The following is a 15,678-nucleotide window of genomic DNA, read 5'->3' as shown; positions in this document are numbered from 1 at the left end:
ATGCATGTCATCCAGCGCGACGATACTGCGCGCCTTTCCAGATCAGGGCGCGTTGTGGCGCCCACAGGAGCAACGGTGTCCAGGTGGTCGAGGGTGATGACAGTGGTGGCGGGCATGGCATGCTGCTGGGTGATGGAAACCGCTGCCACTCCGGCTTATCCACACGCCCAGGTCTATGCGCATCGCGGCGCCAGCGCCCTGCTGCCCGAACACACCCTGGCCAGTTATGCACAGGCCATCGCCGATGGCGCGGACTACATCGAACCGGATCTGGTGATGACCCGCGACGGGGTGCTGGTGGCGCGGCATGAGAACGAGATCGGCAGCACCACCGATGTCGCCACGCGGCCGGAGTTCGCCGATCGCCGCACCGTCAAGTGGATCGACGGGCAGAGGGTGGACGGCTGGTTCAGCGAGGACTTCACCGCCGCCGAGCTCAAGACCCTGTACGTGCGCGAGCGCCTGCCGCAGATCCGTGGCACCGCGTTCGATGACCAGTTCCGGATCGCCACGCTGGAGGAGATCATCGCCTTCCTGGTCCAGCAGGCCGCGCGGGCGAACCGCGGCATCGGGCTGGTGCCGGAGATCAAGCACGGCAGCTATTTCCGCGGAATCGGCCTGCCGATGGAGGAAAAACTGCTCACCGCGTTGCGCGCCGACTCCTATACCAACGTCGCGCCGGTGCTGATCCAGTCCTTTGAGGTGGCCAACCTGCGCGCGCTGCGCGCGCAGCTGGGAGATGCCTCCAACATCCGCCTGCTGCAGCTGATCGGCGCGCCCGGGCAGCAGCCGGCCGATATCGCACTGGCCGGAGGCGCACTGACTTATGCACAGATGGGTACCGCGGAGGGATTGCGGGAAATCGCCCAGTACGCCGAGGCCATTGGCGTGGAGCGGCGCGCGCTGCGGCCATGGGATGACCAGGGGCGGCCGGGTGCTCCCACGGCGCTGATTGCCGATGCGCATGCGGCCGGTTTGCAGGTGGTGGCCTACAGTTTCCGCCCGGAGAACCCGTTCCTGCCGCCGGCGTTGCGCGCCGGTGACGCCAACGCGCGCAATCCCGATGGCGCGGTGGCGGAGATGCGTGGCTACCTGCAGGCGGGTGTCGATGCGCTGTTCACCGACGATCCGGCACTGGGCCGGCGCGCGGTCGATGGCGACGGCGTGGCACCTGCCTCGCCGTAACCCAACCGGCCGGCCTCGGCGCGGCGGCGCGGGGCTCACTCGCGTGGAGGCTGGTCCGGATCGCGGCGGCGCAACGGCACCACCACCTCGTAGTCGCGGCCCTGGCGCGGCTGCCACAACACCGGCACGTCGTGCGGCGCGCGCTGTTCCAGTTCGTGGTCGAGCACAGCGTCCTCGGCCAGGGCTTCTTCTTCCTCGTCCTCCCAGCTGTAGCGCTTGCGCGGTGCGCGCGGGTCGGCGTTGCGGAACAGCAGCGCGGCGATCACCCCGGCCGCGGCGCCGCCCATATGGGACTGCCAGGACACCCCCGGCTCGTGCGGCAGGATGGTGATCAGCATGCTGCCGTAGAACAAAAAGCCGATCAGGCTGGCGGCAATGGCCGGGCGGTCGCGGCGCAACAGGCCCAGCACGAACACCAGGAACATCAGGCCGTGGGTGACGCCGCTGGCGCCCAGATGGTGGCTGCCGATATCGCCCAGCAGCCAGGCGCCCAGCCCGGAACCTGCCCACAGCAGCGGCAGCGCGCGCACGGTGGCCTGTGGATAAACGCTGCCGGCCAGCGTGCCCAGGATCAGCAGGGCCACCGCATTGGCGCCCAGGTGCTCGATCGAGCCGTGCAGCAGCGGCGCGCCAAGCAGGCCCAGCAGGCCATGGCTGTCCAGCGGGGCGACCGACCACGGCCGCCAGTCCCAGCCACTGCGCTGCACGGTGAACATCACCACCAGCAGCAGCACGAAACCCAGGCTCAGGTTGAAAGCGCGCAGCACGCGGCGGCGGTCGTGGGTGGCCGGGTTGTCGCCGGCGTCAGGCGCGGTAGGCGTATCCATGACCTCAGACCTTGCGGCAGCCCCGCCGATTGCAAGGGCGCCGCGGGTGGGAACCGGTGTGCCGGCGACAGGACAATCCCGCCGCCGGCAAGGCGGATCAGCCGTGCTTGTGCTTGGCCGGGATCTTCAGGCTCAGGATCACCGTGGTGACCAGGATCGCGGCGACCACGCCCAGCGACACCGGCACCGGGATCTTGAAGATGTCGATCAGCAGCATCTTGGTACCGATGAAGGCCAGGATCACCGCCAGCCCGTACGGCAGCAGGTGGAAGCGGTCGGCCATGCCGGCCAGCAGGAAGAACATCGCGCGCAGGCCCAGCACCGCGAACACGTTGGAGGTCAGCACGATGAACGGGTCGGTGGTGATGGCGAAGATCGCCGGGATCGAGTCCACCGCGAAGATCACGTCGGTCACCGCGATCAGGATCAGTACCACGAACATCGGGGTGAACCAGCGCACGCCGTTCTTCTCGGCCATCAGCCGGTTGCCGTTGTACTCGTGGGTGATGCGCAGGTGCTTGCGCATGAACTTCAGCACCGGGTTGTCATCCAGGCTGGGTTCCTGGCCGGCGGCGAACCACATCTTCCAGCCGGTGAACAGCAGGAACGCGCCGAACACGTACAGCAGCCAGTGGAACTGGTTCACCAGCACGGTGCCGGCGAAGATCATCACCGTACGGAGCGCGATGGCACCCAGGATGCCGATGATCAATACGCGTTGCCGCGCCGTCTCGGGTACCGCGAAGTAGCCCATGATCAGCAGGAACACGAAGATGTTGTCCACCGCCAGGGCTTTTTCGATCAGGTAGCCGGTCAGGAACTGCAGGCCCACTTCATTGGCCACCGCCGCGCCGGCGGTTTCGTTCAGGTAGTACCAGAGGCCGGCGTTGAAGGCCAAGGCCAGCGCCACCCAGCCCAGCGACCACAGCAGGGCTTCTTTGAACGTGACCTTGTGCGGACCGCCGTGGCGCATCAGCACCAGGTCGATCAGCAGGGCGGCGATGACGACGGCGATGAAGCCGCCCCACAGCCAGGGATTACCGATTGTCTGGATCATGGAAAATTCCGGTCATAAGAGGGTTCTTTGGACCACACAGGCCAAGAGCTGGACGCGGAATCGAAGGGAGACCGGGACAGAGCTTCGCCAATGCGGCGAAGGTCTTGCTCACAGTTCCGGTGATTGGAACTGCCGTTGCACCGGAACCTTGCGGCTCGAACTGACGGCGACAACGTCTGGGAGCTACTCCCCTTCTGCGCCAGATACTGCGGCCTGCAGGCGTTGCAGTCAATGAATACGTGACGGGCAGGGGCCGGTGCGCGGCTACAATAGCGCCATGAATACCCCACTTCCCGTCGTACGCCTGAAGAACGCGTGGCGCTCCAGCCACCCGTGGATTTTCCAGAAGCTGGTCGAAAAGCCTGCCGTCAAGCCCAAGTCGGGCACCATCGTCGACGTGGTCGGCGTGGACGGGGAGTGGATCGGTCGTGGTTTCTACAACGGCCACTCGCGCATCGCCGTGCGCATCCTGGAAACCCATCCGGACGTGGCGGTGGACCAGGCCTGGTTCGCGCGCAAGATCGCCGCGGCCGTGTCGCTGCGCCGGGACGTGCTCAAGCTCGATGACACCACCAACGCCTGGCGGGTTGTCCACAGCGAAGGCGATGGTCTGTCCGGGCTGGTGGTGGACCGCTATGACGACCTGATCGTGGTCGAGTTCTTCGCCGCCGGCATGTTCCGCCACCGTGAGTGGATCTACGAGGCGCTGCGCGAGCAGTTCCCGGGCTGCCGTTTCCACAGCTTCGCCGACGAGCACGTGCAGAAGCAGGAAAGCTTCGATTTCCACGGCAATACCACCACCGAACCGGCGGTGATCACCGAGTACGGCATCAAGTTCCGCGCCGACCCGGCCGGCGCGCACAAGACCGGTTTCTTCGCCGACCAGCGCGAGAACCGGCAGTGGTTGAGCCAGCAGGTCGAAGGCAAGTCGGTGCTGGACCTGTGCTGCAACACCGGCGGCTTTGCGGTGTATGCCGCCGCCCGTGGCGCCAGTGAAGTGCTGGGCGTGGACATCGACCAGGACGTGATCCAGATCGCCAAGGGCAATGCGCGGTTGAACAACGCCAAGCCCCGGTTCGTGCAGGCCGATATCTTCCCGTGGCTGCGTGATGCGGCCAACCGCGGCGACCAGTACGACGTGGTGATCCTGGACCCGGCCAAGATGACCCGCGACCGCGACCAGGTGATCACCGCGCTGAAGAAGTACCTGGACATGAACAAGCTGGCGCTGGGCGTGGTCAAGCCCGGCGGCCTGTTCGCCACGTTCTCCTGCACCGGCCTGGTCGGCGAGCAGGAGTTCCTGGACATGCTGCGCCGTGCCTCGTACTTCTCCGGTCGCACCATCCAGATCCTGAAGGTGGCCGGTGCCGGCCCGGACCATCCGTTCATGGCCCACGTGCAGGAATCGCGTTACCTCAAGGCGGTGTTCTGCCGCGTGCTGGACTGACGCTGCAGCACGGCCGTTGCCCGTGGCAGCGGCCACAGCCGAAAAGGCGGGCCCTCGGCTCGCCTTTTTGTTATCCACACCCGCTTGTGGATGAAATTCCCTGTTGACCGGCAAAGTCGCGGCCGTGGCCACATCGCGGGGCCTGCCGTCCCGGTGGCCGAAGGCGCCGGCGCGTGGCAATCAGCCGCGGTGCGATCAAGGCGGGGTCGTTCTACGGTGCGATAGGGCGACGGCGGCGTGCTTTCCCGGCGCCAGGCATGCCGTCCGTCACTGGCCGGCGGCGGCCCTGCGGCGCTATGGTCGGGCCTTTCCGTCGAAGGTGAGGCCTGATGATGCTGCGTCCGCTGTCCCTGCTGGTATCCCTGTCGCTGTGCGTTCCGCTGGCGGCGTCGGCCGTGGAGTTCAGCGCCGCCGAACTGGCCAAGGCCAGCACCTTGCAGCGCACGCTGCTGACCCTGGATTCGCATCTGGACACCCCGGCCAACTTCGCCCGGGCCGATTTCAACATCATGCGGCGCCATGACCACAACGCGCTGTCGCAGGTGGACTACCCGCGCATGGTCGAGGGGGCGCTCGATGGCGGTTTCTTCGCCATCTATACCGACCAGGGCGACCGCAGCCGCGCCGCGCACCTGGCCGAGCGCGACCACGGCCTGCAGCGGATCTTGCAGATCCACGAAATGCTGGCCGCCAATCCGGACACGTTCCAGCTGGCGTTGAGCGCCGATGATGCGGCGAAGATCAAGGCCGCCGGCAAGCGCGTGGTCTATATCAGCATGGAAAACGCCAGCCCGCTGGTGGCCGACCCCAGCTTGCTCAGCTACTACCACAAGGCCGGCCTGCGCCTGCTGTCCACGGTGCATTTTGCCAACAACGAGTTCGCCGATTCGGCCACCGATCCCAAGGGCGCCGAGTGGAAGGGCCTGAGCCCGGCCGGCAAGGCGCTGGTCAACGAGGCGGTGAAGCTGGGCATCGTGATCGACCAGTCGCACGCCTCCGATGCGGTGTTCGATGACCTGATCGCGATGATGCCGGTGCCGTTCATCCTTTCGCACAGCTCGGCCAAGGCGATCTACCACCACCCGCGCAATCTCGATGACGCGCGCCTGCGCCAGCTGGCGGCCAAGGGCGGGGTGATCCAGGCCAATGCCTATGGCGGCTACCTGGTCGACGAGACCAAGAGTGCCGAGCGCAAGCAGGCCGAGGAAGAACTGGAAAAGCGCCTGGGCGGCTGGGAGCACATGACCATGGCCAAGGGCGTGGAACTGCGCAAGGCGATGGCCGAGCTCGACCAGAAATATCCACAGCGCAAAGCCACGCTGGAGGATTTCTTCGCGCACTTTGGCCACATGCTGGACGTGGTCGGCCCGGACCATGTCGGCATCGGCATGGACTGGGACGGCGGCGGCGGCGTGACCGGCATGGAAGACGCCGCCGACCTGCCCAAGATCACCGCCTGGATGCAGCGTCGGGGCCTGAGCGAGGCGCAGATCGCCAACATCTGGAGCGGCAACGTGCTGCGGGTGATGCGCCAGGCGCAGGAGTACGCGGCCACGCACGCCACACCCTGAGCCGCGGGCACGGCGGGCCGCCGGGGGTTATCCACAACCGGCCGTGGACAAGGCCTCTGCCGGTCTGGTCGCGCGCTGTGCAGGGCTTCGGTCGCGGCTGCGGTTATCCACAGCGGCATGGAGATATCGGTTCCCGCGGCCAGGTCGCGACAACGAAAAAGGCGGGCCAATGGCCCGCCTTTCTATTTATCCACAAACAGGCTGTGGATTACTGCTTGCCCAGCACCGCATTGCGGCGGCTGTACAGCGCATAGACCACCAGGCCGATCGCGTTCCACGCCAGGAACCACAGCTGGGTGCGGGTGGGCAGGCTGAAGAACAGGTAGACGCAGCCGGCGATCGCGACCGGGCCGATGAGCCACGCCAGCGGCGCACGGAACTTGCGCTCGCGGCCCGGCTCGCGCCGGCGCAGCACCAGCAAGCACAACCCCACCGCGGTGAACGCGGCCAGGGTGCCGGCATTGGCCAGCGCGGCGATCTCGTCCAGGCGCGCCACACCGGCCAGCGCGGCCACCAGCACCGCGGTGAACAGGGTGATGGTGACCGGGGTGCCGGTACGCTTGTTCACCAGCGACAGACTGCGCGGCAGCAGGCCGTCACGCGACATCACGAAGAAGATGCGGCTCTGGCCGTAGAAGAACGCCAGCAGCACCGTCGGCAGGGCGATGATGGCGACGATGCCGATCACCAGCGCGGCGGTGCCGTGGCCCAGTTCGCGCATGATCAGCGCCAGCGGCTCGGCGCTCTTGCCGAACACCGTGTAGCTCATCGCGCCGACCGCGGCCAGCGCCACCAGCAGGTAGATGATGGTGCAGCCGACCATCGAGCCGATGATGCCGATGGACAGGTCGCGCCTGGGATTCTTGGTTTCCTCGGCCGCGGTGGAGATCGCATCGAAGCCGTAGAAGGCGAAGAAGATGATCGCCGCCGCCGCCATCACCCCGCGTTCGACGCCATCCGGGCCGAGCGACTTGGGGAAGCCGTAGGGCATGAACGGCTGCAGGTTCTCGACGTTGAACGCCGGCAGCGCCACGGCCACGAACACCGCCAGCGCGATCAGCTTGAGCACCACCAGTACCGCGTTGAGCGTGGCGCTTTCCTTGGTACCGGCCATCAGCATGCCGGCCACCAGGAAGGTGATCACGATCGCCGGGACGTTGAGGAAGCCGCCTTCCACGTGCGGGCCGGCGGCCAGCGCCTGCGGCAGCACCACGTTCCAGCCGAAGGAGCTGTGCAGCCATTCCAGGAAGCCGACGAAGTAGCCCGACCAGCCCACCGCCACGGTGCTGACCACCAGCGAGTACTCCAGGATCAGGCTCCAGCCCACCACCCAGGCGATGGTCTCGCCCAGCGCGCTGTAGCTGTAGGTGTAGGCGCTGCCGGCGGCCGGCATCATCGTCGACAGCTCGGCATAGGCCAGCGCCGCGCAGGCGCAGATCACCCCGGCGATGATGAACGACAGCAGCACCGCCGGGCCGGCCTTGTCGGCGCCCACGCCGATCAGCGTGTAGATACCGGTGCCGACGATGGCGCCAATGCCCAGCGCGATCAGATGGGGCCAACTCAGCGAGGGAATCAGCCGGCGGCCTTCCTCGTGTTCGGTGAGCTGGTCGATGGATTTGCGCCGGAGCCAGGACTGCATGCGGACCTCACGGTTCGTGGTGATTCGGGAAAGGGGGCGAGTGTGGGCGAACGCAGTGCAGCAAAGCCAGAAAAACCCGCCGATCCACGGGGTTGTACGTCCAGGGCGCGGTCAGGTGACGGAACCGGCACAAAAAAACACGGGGCCGTCAGGTGCTTCGGCGCGGGTGGGCCAGCAGGTAGTGGCGCAGTGCCACCGCCTGGTTGTGCTGCTCATCGCGTGCGCCGAACACCAGCGTCACCGGGCCGGCATCGAGCGCATCGCGCAGCGGTGCCAGCCGCTGTGGCTGCGCGGCCAGTTCCTGCCAGTAGCGCCGGCGGAACGCATCCCAACGCTCGGCGCGGTGGTCGAACCACTGGCGCAGTCCGTCGCTGGGCGCGACCTCCTTCAGCCAGGTCGCCTGCAGCCGTTCGCGGCTGACCCCGCGCGGCCACAGGCGGTCGACCAGGAAGCGCTGGCCGTCGTCGGCCGTGGCCGGTTCATAGGCGCGTTTGCAATGGATGAGCATGCCGACCTCCGCAGCGCCGGAGCGTTTCAGCCTTCCAGACCCAGCCGCACCCCGAACCCGATCAAGCATACGCCGACCGCGCGGCGCAGCCACACGCCCACCCGCGGGTAGCCGGCCAGCCGCCGGGCGATGAACTGGCCGCCGAAGATCAGCACCGAGCACCAGCCGATGCTCAGCAGCGCGATCAGCAGCGCCATGGTTGCCAGCGTCAGGGCGCCGCGCTGCCGCGCCGGGTCGATGAACAGCGGGAAGAACGCCATGTAGAACAGGATCGCCTTCGGGTTCAGCACGCCGACCAGGAGCGCCTGGCGGAACCAGCGGCGGCCGTGTTGGGCCGGGCTGGCGCTATCGGGGGTGGCCGGCTCGCGCAGCAGTTGGGCGCCGACCCACACCAGATAGCCGGCACCGACATAGCGCAGGCCGGCGAACAGCAGCGGGTGGGCCTGCAGCAGCGCGGCCACGCCGGTGGCGGCGATCGCGATCAGGATCTGGTCACCGAGCATCAGCCCGGCCAGCGTCGCATAGCCGGCACGCACACCGCCGCGCGCGGTGGCGGTGAGCAGGGTGAAGGTGCCCGGGCCCGGCAGCATCAGAAACAGGATGACGGCCACCACGAAGGTGCCCAGATCGTTGATACCCATCCACGGCATGGGGGGACTCCGGGCTCAGCGCGCGCGCTGCTGGGCCAGACGCTGCTCGAGCGCGTCGACCAGCGCCGGCAGGCGGTCGCGGTCGCCGGTGATGTCCAGCTTGCCCGTGCGCCAGTAGCCACCCGGAACCGGCGCGGTGGCGGTGAACGGCCGCATGGCCAACAGGCGGGACAACAGCAGCGACAGCGGCTTCATGGCGGGGGACAACGGCTGGGGGCGTACATGATCGCAGATGCGGCGCAGCTGCTGAGACCGGGATGGCTACACTTTCCGCCATGCATACTGAAACTCTGATCCTGGCCAGCCTGCTGGTCGCCGTCATCGTCCTTCTGGTGTTCCTGTTCCGTCGTACTGGCGGTGCGGGACAAACGGAGGCACTCAATCGCGAACTGGATGGCCAACGCCAACGCACGACCGCCGCCGCGGTGGAAGCGGGGCAGCTGCGGGGCCGCCTGGAGTCGTTGGTCGCAGAGCTTGATCACGAACGCAGCCAACAGGCCGAGCAGCAACGCTCGCTGTCGGTGTTGAGCCAACGCATCGAGCGCGAAGCGGCGACGGTGGCGGAGCTGGAGGCCAAGTTGTTCGAGCGCGATCAGGCGCTTGCTGATGCACGTGGCCAAAGCGCGGAGCTTATGGCCGCTGCGGAGCGGCAGCGCGATGTGCTGCAGAAAGTACAAACCGAAAACTCGCGCCTGCATGCCGAGCTGCTGCATGCGCGCCAGGCACAGGAGGAACTGCGTAGCTGGGTGGGTTCGGCAAAGGAAAACCTCTCCAGCGCGTTCACTGAACTGGCCGGCAAGGTGTTCGAGGAGCGCGGTCAGCAGTTTGAAAAGAACGTGCGTGTGGCCACGGGACAATCGCGCGTTGACCTTGAATCCATGCTCAAGCCGTTCTCGGAAAAACTCAGCGAATTCCGCCAGCGTGTGGACACGCTGTACAACGACGAAGCCCGTGAACGCGCCAGCCTGCTCGGTGCGGTGGGCGAGCTCAAGACCCTGAACCAGGACATGGCGCAGCAGGCCGCCGCGCTCACCAGCGCGCTCAAGGGCAGCGCAAAGGTACGCGGCGACTGGGGCGAGCTGATGCTCGACAACGTGCTGCGTGGTTCTGGACTGGAAGAAGGCGTGCACTACGAGCGGCAAGCCCACGTCACCAATGACGATGGCGACAGCTTGCGCCCGGACGTGGTGGTGCGTTTTCCGGACCAGCGCAGTGTCGTGATCGACAGCAAGGTCAACCTGATCGCATGGCAGGAAGCGATGAACTCAGGCTCTCCGGAGCAGCAGGAAGATGCGTTGCGTCGCCACGCCGTGGCGCTGCGCCAGCACGTCAAGGATCTGGGCGACAAGAACTACCCCAAGGCGCTGGGCGGTGATGCGCTGGATGTGACCATCGCCTTCGTTCCGATCGAGGGCGCGCTGTCTGCGGCACTGGGTGCGGATATGGATCTGCAATCCTTCGCCTTCGACCGCCGTGTGGTGTTTGCTTCACCCAACACCTTGATGGCGCTGCTGCGGGTAACCGAACGCCTGTGGACGCGCGACAAGGTCCAGCGGCAGGCACTGGAAATCAGCGATACCGGCGGCAAGGTGTTGGATGCGATGGTCGCCTTCCTGGCCGATTTCGACGCGGTGGGCAAAAAACTGGACGAGGCCAATCAGTCCTTCGCCAAGGCACGCAACCGGCTCACCGATTCTCCGCAATCACTGTCCAACCGCGCACGGCGCCTGGCCGAACTGGGCGCCAAGGCCAAGAAGGCACTGCCACCGGAACTGCAGCCAGACACCATCCGCAGTCTGGCTGACGATGCCGACCAATCTGCTGACTGAGTAGCTGTTGTGCACAGCCCGGTCACATTGAGGCGGCCCGGGCCATCCGGGGGCGGCGGTGATGAAAATGAAAAACAGAGTGTTGATACCAGCGGCACGCAACGGACCGGTTGCCGATCTATGCTTGCGCTCCCCTCCCGATCAGGAACCGCTATGACCGCTTCCGTGTATGACATCCCGCTGACCACCATCGACGGCGCTCCGGCCTCGCTGGGCGACTACCGCGGCAAGGTGCTGCTGGTGGTCAATACCGCCTCCAAGTGCGGCCTGACCCCGCAGTACGAAGGCCTGGAAAAGCTCTATCGCGAAAAGAAGGACGCCGGACTGGAAGTGCTGGGTTTCCCGGCCAACAACTTCAACGGGCAGGAGCCGGGCAGCGAGGAGGAGATCAAGCAGTTCTGCGCGCTGACCTATGACGTGAGTTTTCCGATGTTCGCCAAGATCAACGTCGCCGGTGCCGACGTGCATCCGCTGTACCGTCAGCTCATCGCGGCCCAGCCGGTGGCGACCGGCGAAGGCCCGATGCGCGAGAAGCTGCTCGGCTTCAATATCGAACCCAATCCGGCACCGGGCATCCTGTGGAACTTCGAGAAGTTCCTGATCGGCAAGGACGGCAAGGTGATCGGCCGCTTCGCGCCGGATACCGCCGCCGATGATGCCGGCCTGCGCCAGGCCATCGACGCGGCCCTGGCGGCCTGATCAGGCCGCGGCTTCGGCAAAAAGCACAAAAAAAGCCCGGGAATACCGGGCTTTTTTGTTCTGGCGTTGCCGGTCAGTTGCCCCAGTCGGGCATCGGCATGGCGTCGACCGGGATGGTCGGCTGCTCTTCGTCATCGCGCTGCCGGGCACCACGCAGATCCTTCTCGATCTGGTAGTTGCGGCGTTGCAGCCACGCATCGCGGGTAAGGGCGTACTCGTCCACCGCGGTATCGCGCAGCGCGTCCACCGCCATCAACTGCACGCGCATGTCCACCAGCTGCAGGCCCTGCAGGCCGATGCGGACCTTGTCCGACTCGATCGTGCGCACCGGTGAGAGGGGAATATCGCCGGCCATGCCGAACACGTCGCGCACGGTGCGCGGACCGAAGAACGGCAGCTCCACATAGCGTGAGCCACGCCAGCCCCAGGCCCCCAGGGTCTGGCCGAAATCCTCGCTGCGGCGCGGCACCATCGCCTTGCTGGCCGGATCGAACAGACCGCCGATGCCGAACGTGGAGTTCATCAAGAAGCGGCCCAGCGTGTCCCAGGCATCGTCCGGGTGACCCTGCAGCAGCTGGTTGACCAGGGTCAGCGGCGAGCGCAGGTTGCTGAAGAAATTGGTCACGCCGGTGCGCGCGAAACGGGGCACCACGTTGACGTAGGCGGTGGCGATCGGCCGCGCCACCGCACGGTCCACCACCATGTTGAAGTGGTGCACCTTGCGGTTGTACTTCTCCCACGGGTCGTAGCTGGAGCGGGCGTTGCCGCCCGCCCCGGACTCGGCCGGCGCACCGGGAGCAGGACCACCGTACAGCGCCGCGAAATCGTCCTCGGCATCGGTAGGGGCGGCGGTCTGGCCGGTACCGGTGTCCGCCACCACCGGGGAGGGGGCGGGAGCGGGCGACGCCGGTGCGGTGTCTGCGGTCTGCGCGCCGGGTACCGGCACGATCGCGACCTCCGGGGTCGCCGCCGGGGAGACCAGGCGGTCTGCCGGTCCGGCATCGCGGACCGGTTTGCCGGCACAGGCGGCAAGCACGGCCACGCAGGCCAGCAGGGGGAGTGTGCGTAACAGGCTCATATCAGCGTCCAGCCGGGGAGGCGTTGAAATCCAGGTCCGGCAGCAGCCGGTAGGCGGCGCGCAGTTCGTCCAGTCCGGGCGGCGTGCCGGTTATGGCACCTCCGCCGTTGGCGCGCAGGCGCGCGGCGATCTCGCCCAGCAGCGCCAGCCCGGCGCTGTCGACGCGTTCCACCGCTTGCAGATCCAGCTGGCGCAGCGGGCCCAGCGCGCGCGCCAGCTGGGGCCACAGCTCCACCACCGCGGCGCGGTCGAGCGCGCCCGCCAGGTGCAGCGTGCCATTCTCGATGCGGCAGGTGGCGTCACTTGCCACGGGGAGTCGGTCCTGTCGCGGGCTGCATGTTGCCGCTGCGCAGATCGGCGGCGACCTGCTTGATCGACTTCTGCCGCAGCGGGGTGTCGAACTGGTTCTTGAAGGTCTGCACGTAGGAGATGCCTTCGATCATCACGTCGAAGATCTTCCACTGGCCGTTGACGTTGCGCATCAGGTATTCGACCGGGGTCGGCTCGCTGCCGGCGCGCACCAGCTCGGTGGAGACCTTGACGCCGCGGCCGCCCGGCAGCGCGGTTTCGCTCTTGTAGCGGAAGCTGGGCTTGCCCTGGATATCCAGCAGGGTCGAGCCGTAGCGCGCCATCAGGTTGTCGGCCATTGCATCGGCGAACAGCTTCACATCGGCATCGGCGGCGCCGCGGCCATGTACGCCCAGCACCAGCCGCGCGGCGTAGTCACGGTCGAAACCGCGGCTCAGCTCGCCATCGATGAAGCTGCGCAGCGCCGCCGGGTTGGTGCGGAACTCGCTGCGCCGCGTTTCCAGCGTGGTGAGGATGCGGGTGCTCGCGTCCAGCACGGTACGGCCGGCGGCGCTGGGCTGGGCGGCGGTGGCGGCCGGACGCGCCTGCGCCATCAGCAGCGACGGTGCGCTGGCCAGCAGGGCCGAAGCGAGAAGGGCGGTCAGCAGTTTCACTTTCATTGTTGCGGTTCCGTTGCAGGCGCGTCGGCGCCGGTGGAGTCGTTGTCGCCGGCGGTCGTCCCGCCGCCACTGAACATGTATTTGCCGACCAGCTGGATCAGGTCCACCGCCGGCTGGGTGAAGACGATCTCGTCGCCGGACTTGAGCACGTCCGGATCACCGCCCGGCTGCAGGCCGATATAGCTTTCGCCCAGCAGGCCGCTGGTGAAAATACCGGCCGAGGTATCGGCGGGCAGATCCTTGAACTTGCTGTCCAGCGCCAGGGTGACGATGGAATCGTATTTAACCGGATCGAGCTGAATATCAGCCACTTGGCCGATGGTCACCCCGCCGACCTTCACTGGCGCCTGCGCGCGCAGCTGGCCGATCTGGCTGAAACGCGCCTTCAGCACGTAGTCGCCGCCGCCCAGGCCGAAGCGCTGGTTGGTCGAGGCCACCGCCAGCACCAGCAGCGAGGCCAGCGCCAGCAGCAGGAAGGCGCCGACGGAAAATTCAAGTCTGGGTCCACGGATGGCCATTGGTTATCTCACTCCTGATCCAGCAGATGCTTCGCAGCGCGAAGCGGGTTGTTCGTTTGATCCTGCAGATGGACGTGCAGGTTTTTGCGAGGGACTCGCGCTATTGAAACAGCAGCGCCGACAGCACGAAATTGAACATCAGCACCAGCAGCGAGGCGTTGACCACCGCGCGGGTGGTGGCCACCGAGGTGCCTTCGATGGTCGGCTCGGCGTGGAAGCCCACGTAGGCCGCCACCAGCGCCGCGGTGCCGCCGAAGATCGCCGACTTGAGCAGGGCCACGACGAAGTCGTCCCAGAAATCGACACTGCCGCGCAGCCCCGACCAGAACGTGCCGTTGTCCTGGCCCAGGATGTGCACCGCTTCGAACCAGCCGCCGGCGATGGCCAGCGAGCAGAAGATGCCGGTCAGCAGCGGCACGGTCAGCACCGCCGCCCAGAAGCGTGGCGCCACCGCCTTGGCGATCGGATCGATGGCCATCAGCTCCAGCGCCTTGATCTGGTCGGTGGCGCGCATCAGGCCCAGCTCGGCGGCGATCGAGCTGCCGGCGCGGCCGATGAACAGCAGCGCGGTCAGCACCGGCGCCAGCTCGCGGTACAGCGACAGGCCCAGCAGGGTGGACAGCGCATCGGCCGCGCCGAAGGTGGTCAGCGTGCGGTAGCCCTGCAGGGTCAGCACCAGGCCGACGAAGGCGCCACCCACGGCGATGATCGGCAGCGAGCGCGCGCCGATCTTGTAGACCTCGCGGGTCAGCTCGGCCAGGAAATCGCGGGTCGGCAGCGAGCCGCGCAGCACGGTCAGCGAGAACAGGCCGGCACGGCCGAGCGAACGGATCGAGGCAACAAACGGCATCAGGCAGTCCTCGCGCGCGGGGCGGCATCGAACGGGATCGGGCCATCCGGCTGGCCATGCAGGAACTGCCGCACCAGCGGATCGGCGCTGGCCTGCAGCGCGTCCGGGGTGCCGGAGAACACGATGCCGCCATTGGCGATCACCACCGCCTGGTCGCAGATCGGCAGGGTTTCGTGGACGTGGTGGCTGACGATGATGCTGGTCAGGCCCAGATTGTCGTTCAGGCGCTGGATCAGGCTCATGATCACCCCCGAGGCGATCGGGTCCAGCCCGGTCAGCGGCTCGTCGTAGATCATCAGCGGCGGGTCCAGCGCCAGCGCGCGGGCCAGCGCCACGCGCCGGGCCATGCCGCCGGACAGCTCGCGCGGCCAGGCGTCGGCGGCGGCCAGCAGGCCCACCGCGTGCAGTTTCATCTCCACCAGGCGGCGCAGCACCGGCTCGGGCAGACGGGTATGGGCGCGCAGCGGCAGGGCCACGTTCTCGGCCACGCTCAGGTCGGTCAGCAGGCCGTTGCCCTGCAGCAGCACGCCGATGTTCTTGCGCATCTCCAGCAGCGCGCGGCTGCCCTGCGGCAGATCCTGCCCGAACAGGCGCACGTTGCCGGCCACCGGCCGCAGTTCACCGGTCAGTGCCGCCAGCATCGTCGACTTGCCGCTGCCCGAAGGGCCGAGCACGGCGGTGATGCTGCCGCGCGGCACCTGCAGCGAAACATCGCGCAGGATCGTGCGCCCGCCGCGGTCGATGCGCACGTTGGACAACTGCACCAGGGGTGTCCGGGAAGCGGGCATGGTGGCCTTTAACGGAAAAACAACGTTGCAGGATTGCCAGAGACACCTGAACAAAAGCGTA

17 protein-coding genes are annotated in these 15,678 nt (G+C 67.1%); 5 read left to right on the top strand and 12 right to left on the bottom strand.

What is annotated here, in order from left to right:
* The first annotated feature begins 75 nt into the window (after positions 1-75).
* Positions 76-1,185 (top strand): glycerophosphodiester phosphodiesterase, encoded by a 1,110-nt coding sequence (locus ARC78_RS09590; RefSeq protein ID WP_425480562.1) that lies wholly within the window; start codon positions 76-78, stop codon positions 1,183-1,185.
* A 35-nt stretch (positions 1,186-1,220) separates the two neighbouring features.
* Here ARC78_RS09590 and ARC78_RS09585 read toward each other — a convergent pair whose 3' ends face one another.
* Together ARC78_RS09585 and ARC78_RS09580 are read right to left on the bottom strand one after the other, a co-directional pair.
* Positions 1,221-2,012 carry a rhomboid family intramembrane serine protease gene (locus tag ARC78_RS09585; RefSeq protein WP_057506187.1) on the bottom strand — a complete coding sequence of 264 codons (792 nt, stop codon included), beginning with the start codon at positions 2,010-2,012 and terminating at the stop codon, positions 1,221-1,223.
* Between the two features lie 97 nt (positions 2,013-2,109).
* Positions 2,110-3,066, bottom strand: a complete 957-nt coding sequence (locus ARC78_RS09580; protein ID WP_054659568.1) for a TerC family protein — start codon at positions 3,064-3,066, stop codon at positions 2,110-2,112.
* Positions 3,067-3,346: 280 nt separating this feature from the next.
* On the opposite strand from ARC78_RS09580, the gene ARC78_RS09575 reads away from it, so the two are divergent.
* Together ARC78_RS09575 and ARC78_RS09570 are read left to right on the top strand one after the other, a co-directional pair.
* Positions 3,347-4,516 carry a class I SAM-dependent rRNA methyltransferase gene (locus ARC78_RS09575; RefSeq protein WP_054659570.1) on the top strand — a complete coding sequence of 390 codons (1,170 nt, stop codon included), beginning with the start codon at positions 3,347-3,349 and terminating at the stop codon, positions 4,514-4,516.
* Between the two features lie 329 nt (positions 4,517-4,845).
* Complete coding sequence (locus ARC78_RS09570; RefSeq protein ID WP_054659566.1) at positions 4,846-6,087, top strand: dipeptidase; 1,242 nt, start codon at positions 4,846-4,848, stop codon at positions 6,085-6,087.
* A gap of 208 nt (positions 6,088-6,295) precedes the next feature.
* Here the strand turns inward: ARC78_RS09570 and ARC78_RS09565 are convergent, their stop codons facing one another.
* From ARC78_RS09565 to ARC78_RS09550, 4 genes are all read right to left on the bottom strand, one after another.
* Complete coding sequence (locus tag ARC78_RS09565) at positions 6,296-7,729, bottom strand: amino acid permease (protein WP_057506186.1); 1,434 nt, start codon at positions 7,727-7,729, stop codon at positions 6,296-6,298.
* Positions 7,730-7,877: 148 nt separating this feature from the next.
* On the bottom strand, positions 7,878-8,237 hold the full coding sequence (locus ARC78_RS09560; RefSeq protein WP_057506185.1) for a DUF488 domain-containing protein: 360 nt from the start codon (positions 8,235-8,237) through the stop codon (positions 7,878-7,880).
* Positions 8,238-8,263: 26 nt separating this feature from the next.
* The gene (gene leuE, locus ARC78_RS09555) at positions 8,264-8,887 is read right to left on the bottom strand and encodes a leucine efflux protein LeuE (RefSeq protein WP_057506184.1); all 624 of its coding nucleotides are present in this window, start codon (positions 8,885-8,887) and stop codon (positions 8,264-8,266) included.
* A gap of 15 nt (positions 8,888-8,902) precedes the next feature.
* Positions 8,903-9,082 (bottom strand): hypothetical protein, encoded by a 180-nt coding sequence (locus tag ARC78_RS09550; RefSeq protein WP_057506183.1) that lies wholly within the window; start codon positions 9,080-9,082, stop codon positions 8,903-8,905.
* 80 nt (positions 9,083-9,162) lie between these two features.
* Between ARC78_RS09550 and ARC78_RS09545 the strand changes: the two genes are divergently transcribed.
* Together ARC78_RS09545 and ARC78_RS09540 are read left to right on the top strand one after the other, a co-directional pair.
* A complete protein-coding gene (locus tag ARC78_RS09545; protein WP_054660075.1) occupies positions 9,163-10,716 on the top strand; it encodes a DNA recombination protein RmuC in 1,554 nt (517 codons plus the stop codon).
* A gap of 153 nt (positions 10,717-10,869) precedes the next feature.
* A complete protein-coding gene (locus ARC78_RS09540; RefSeq protein ID WP_054660073.1) occupies positions 10,870-11,415 on the top strand; it encodes a glutathione peroxidase in 546 nt (181 codons plus the stop codon).
* Positions 11,416-11,488: 73 nt separating this feature from the next.
* Here the strand turns inward: ARC78_RS09540 and ARC78_RS09535 are convergent, their stop codons facing one another.
* The 6 genes from ARC78_RS09535 to ARC78_RS09510 all read right to left on the bottom strand — a co-directional run bounded on the left by ARC78_RS09535 (position 11,489) and on the right by ARC78_RS09510 (position 15,617).
* Positions 11,489-12,493, bottom strand: coding sequence for an MlaA family lipoprotein (locus ARC78_RS09535; RefSeq protein ID WP_057506182.1), 1,005 nt, complete (start codon positions 12,491-12,493; stop codon positions 11,489-11,491).
* A 1-nt stretch (position 12,494) separates the two neighbouring features.
* Positions 12,495-12,803, bottom strand: coding sequence for an STAS domain-containing protein (locus ARC78_RS09530; RefSeq protein WP_057506181.1), 309 nt, complete (start codon positions 12,801-12,803; stop codon positions 12,495-12,497).
* On the bottom strand, positions 12,793-13,461 hold the full coding sequence (locus ARC78_RS09525; protein WP_057506180.1) for an MlaC/ttg2D family ABC transporter substrate-binding protein: 669 nt from the start codon (positions 13,459-13,461) through the stop codon (positions 12,793-12,795). Before ARC78_RS09525 ends, ARC78_RS09530 begins: the two co-directional genes overlap by 11 nt.
* Positions 13,458-13,979 (bottom strand): outer membrane lipid asymmetry maintenance protein MlaD, encoded by a 522-nt coding sequence (mlaD, locus tag ARC78_RS09520; protein ID WP_054660674.1) that lies wholly within the window; start codon positions 13,977-13,979, stop codon positions 13,458-13,460. Before mlaD ends, ARC78_RS09525 begins: the two co-directional genes overlap by 4 nt.
* A gap of 100 nt (positions 13,980-14,079) precedes the next feature.
* Positions 14,080-14,829, bottom strand: coding sequence for an MlaE family lipid ABC transporter permease subunit (locus ARC78_RS09515; protein WP_057506179.1), 750 nt, complete (start codon positions 14,827-14,829; stop codon positions 14,080-14,082).
* Positions 14,829-15,617, bottom strand: coding sequence for an ABC transporter ATP-binding protein (locus ARC78_RS09510; RefSeq protein WP_057506178.1), 789 nt, complete (start codon positions 15,615-15,617; stop codon positions 14,829-14,831). Before ARC78_RS09510 ends, ARC78_RS09515 begins: the two co-directional genes overlap by 1 nt.
* Positions 15,618-15,678: the final 61 nt, after the last annotated feature.

The organism is Stenotrophomonas pictorum JCM 9942 (genome assembly GCF_001431585.1).
GTDB lineage: Bacteria > Pseudomonadota > Gammaproteobacteria > Xanthomonadales > Xanthomonadaceae > Stenotrophomonas > Stenotrophomonas pictorum.
The sequence above is the reverse complement of the archived record's forward strand: the minus strand, read 5'-3'. Positions and strand labels throughout refer to the sequence as shown.

Bases quoted from the DNA above. Each gene is read 5' to 3' on its own strand.
- ARC78_RS09585 (WP_057506187.1), bottom strand. From the start codon at position 2,012: ATGGATACGCCTACCGCGCCTGACGCCGGCGACAACCCGGCCACCCAC.
- ARC78_RS09575 (WP_054659570.1), top strand. From the start codon at position 3,347: ATGAATACCCCACTTCCCGTCGTACGCCTGAAGAACGCGTGGCGCTCC.
- ARC78_RS09570 (WP_054659566.1), top strand. From the start codon at position 4,846: ATGATGCTGCGTCCGCTGTCCCTGCTGGTATCCCTGTCGCTGTGCGTT.
- ARC78_RS09565 (WP_057506186.1), bottom strand. From the start codon at position 7,729: ATGCAGTCCTGGCTCCGGCGCAAATCCATCGACCAGCTCACCGAACAC.
- ARC78_RS09560 (WP_057506185.1), bottom strand. From the start codon at position 8,237: ATGCTCATCCATTGCAAACGCGCCTATGAACCGGCCACGGCCGACGAC.
- leuE (WP_057506184.1), bottom strand. From the start codon at position 8,887: ATGCCGTGGATGGGTATCAACGATCTGGGCACCTTCGTGGTGGCCGTC.
- ARC78_RS09550 (WP_057506183.1), bottom strand. From the start codon at position 9,082: ATGAAGCCGCTGTCGCTGCTGTTGTCCCGCCTGTTGGCCATGCGGCCG.
- ARC78_RS09545 (WP_054660075.1), top strand. From the start codon at position 9,163: ATGCATACTGAAACTCTGATCCTGGCCAGCCTGCTGGTCGCCGTCATC.
- ARC78_RS09540 (WP_054660073.1), top strand. From the start codon at position 10,870: ATGACCGCTTCCGTGTATGACATCCCGCTGACCACCATCGACGGCGCT.
- ARC78_RS09535 (WP_057506182.1), bottom strand. From the start codon at position 12,493: ATGAGCCTGTTACGCACACTCCCCCTGCTGGCCTGCGTGGCCGTGCTT.
- ARC78_RS09525 (WP_057506180.1), bottom strand. From the start codon at position 13,461: ATGAAAGTGAAACTGCTGACCGCCCTTCTCGCTTCGGCCCTGCTGGCC.
- mlaD (WP_054660674.1), bottom strand. From the start codon at position 13,979: ATGGCCATCCGTGGACCCAGACTTGAATTTTCCGTCGGCGCCTTCCTG.
- ARC78_RS09515 (WP_057506179.1), bottom strand. From the start codon at position 14,829: ATGCCGTTTGTTGCCTCGATCCGTTCGCTCGGCCGTGCCGGCCTGTTC.
- ARC78_RS09510 (WP_057506178.1), bottom strand. From the start codon at position 15,617: ATGCCCGCTTCCCGGACACCCCTGGTGCAGTTGTCCAACGTGCGCATC.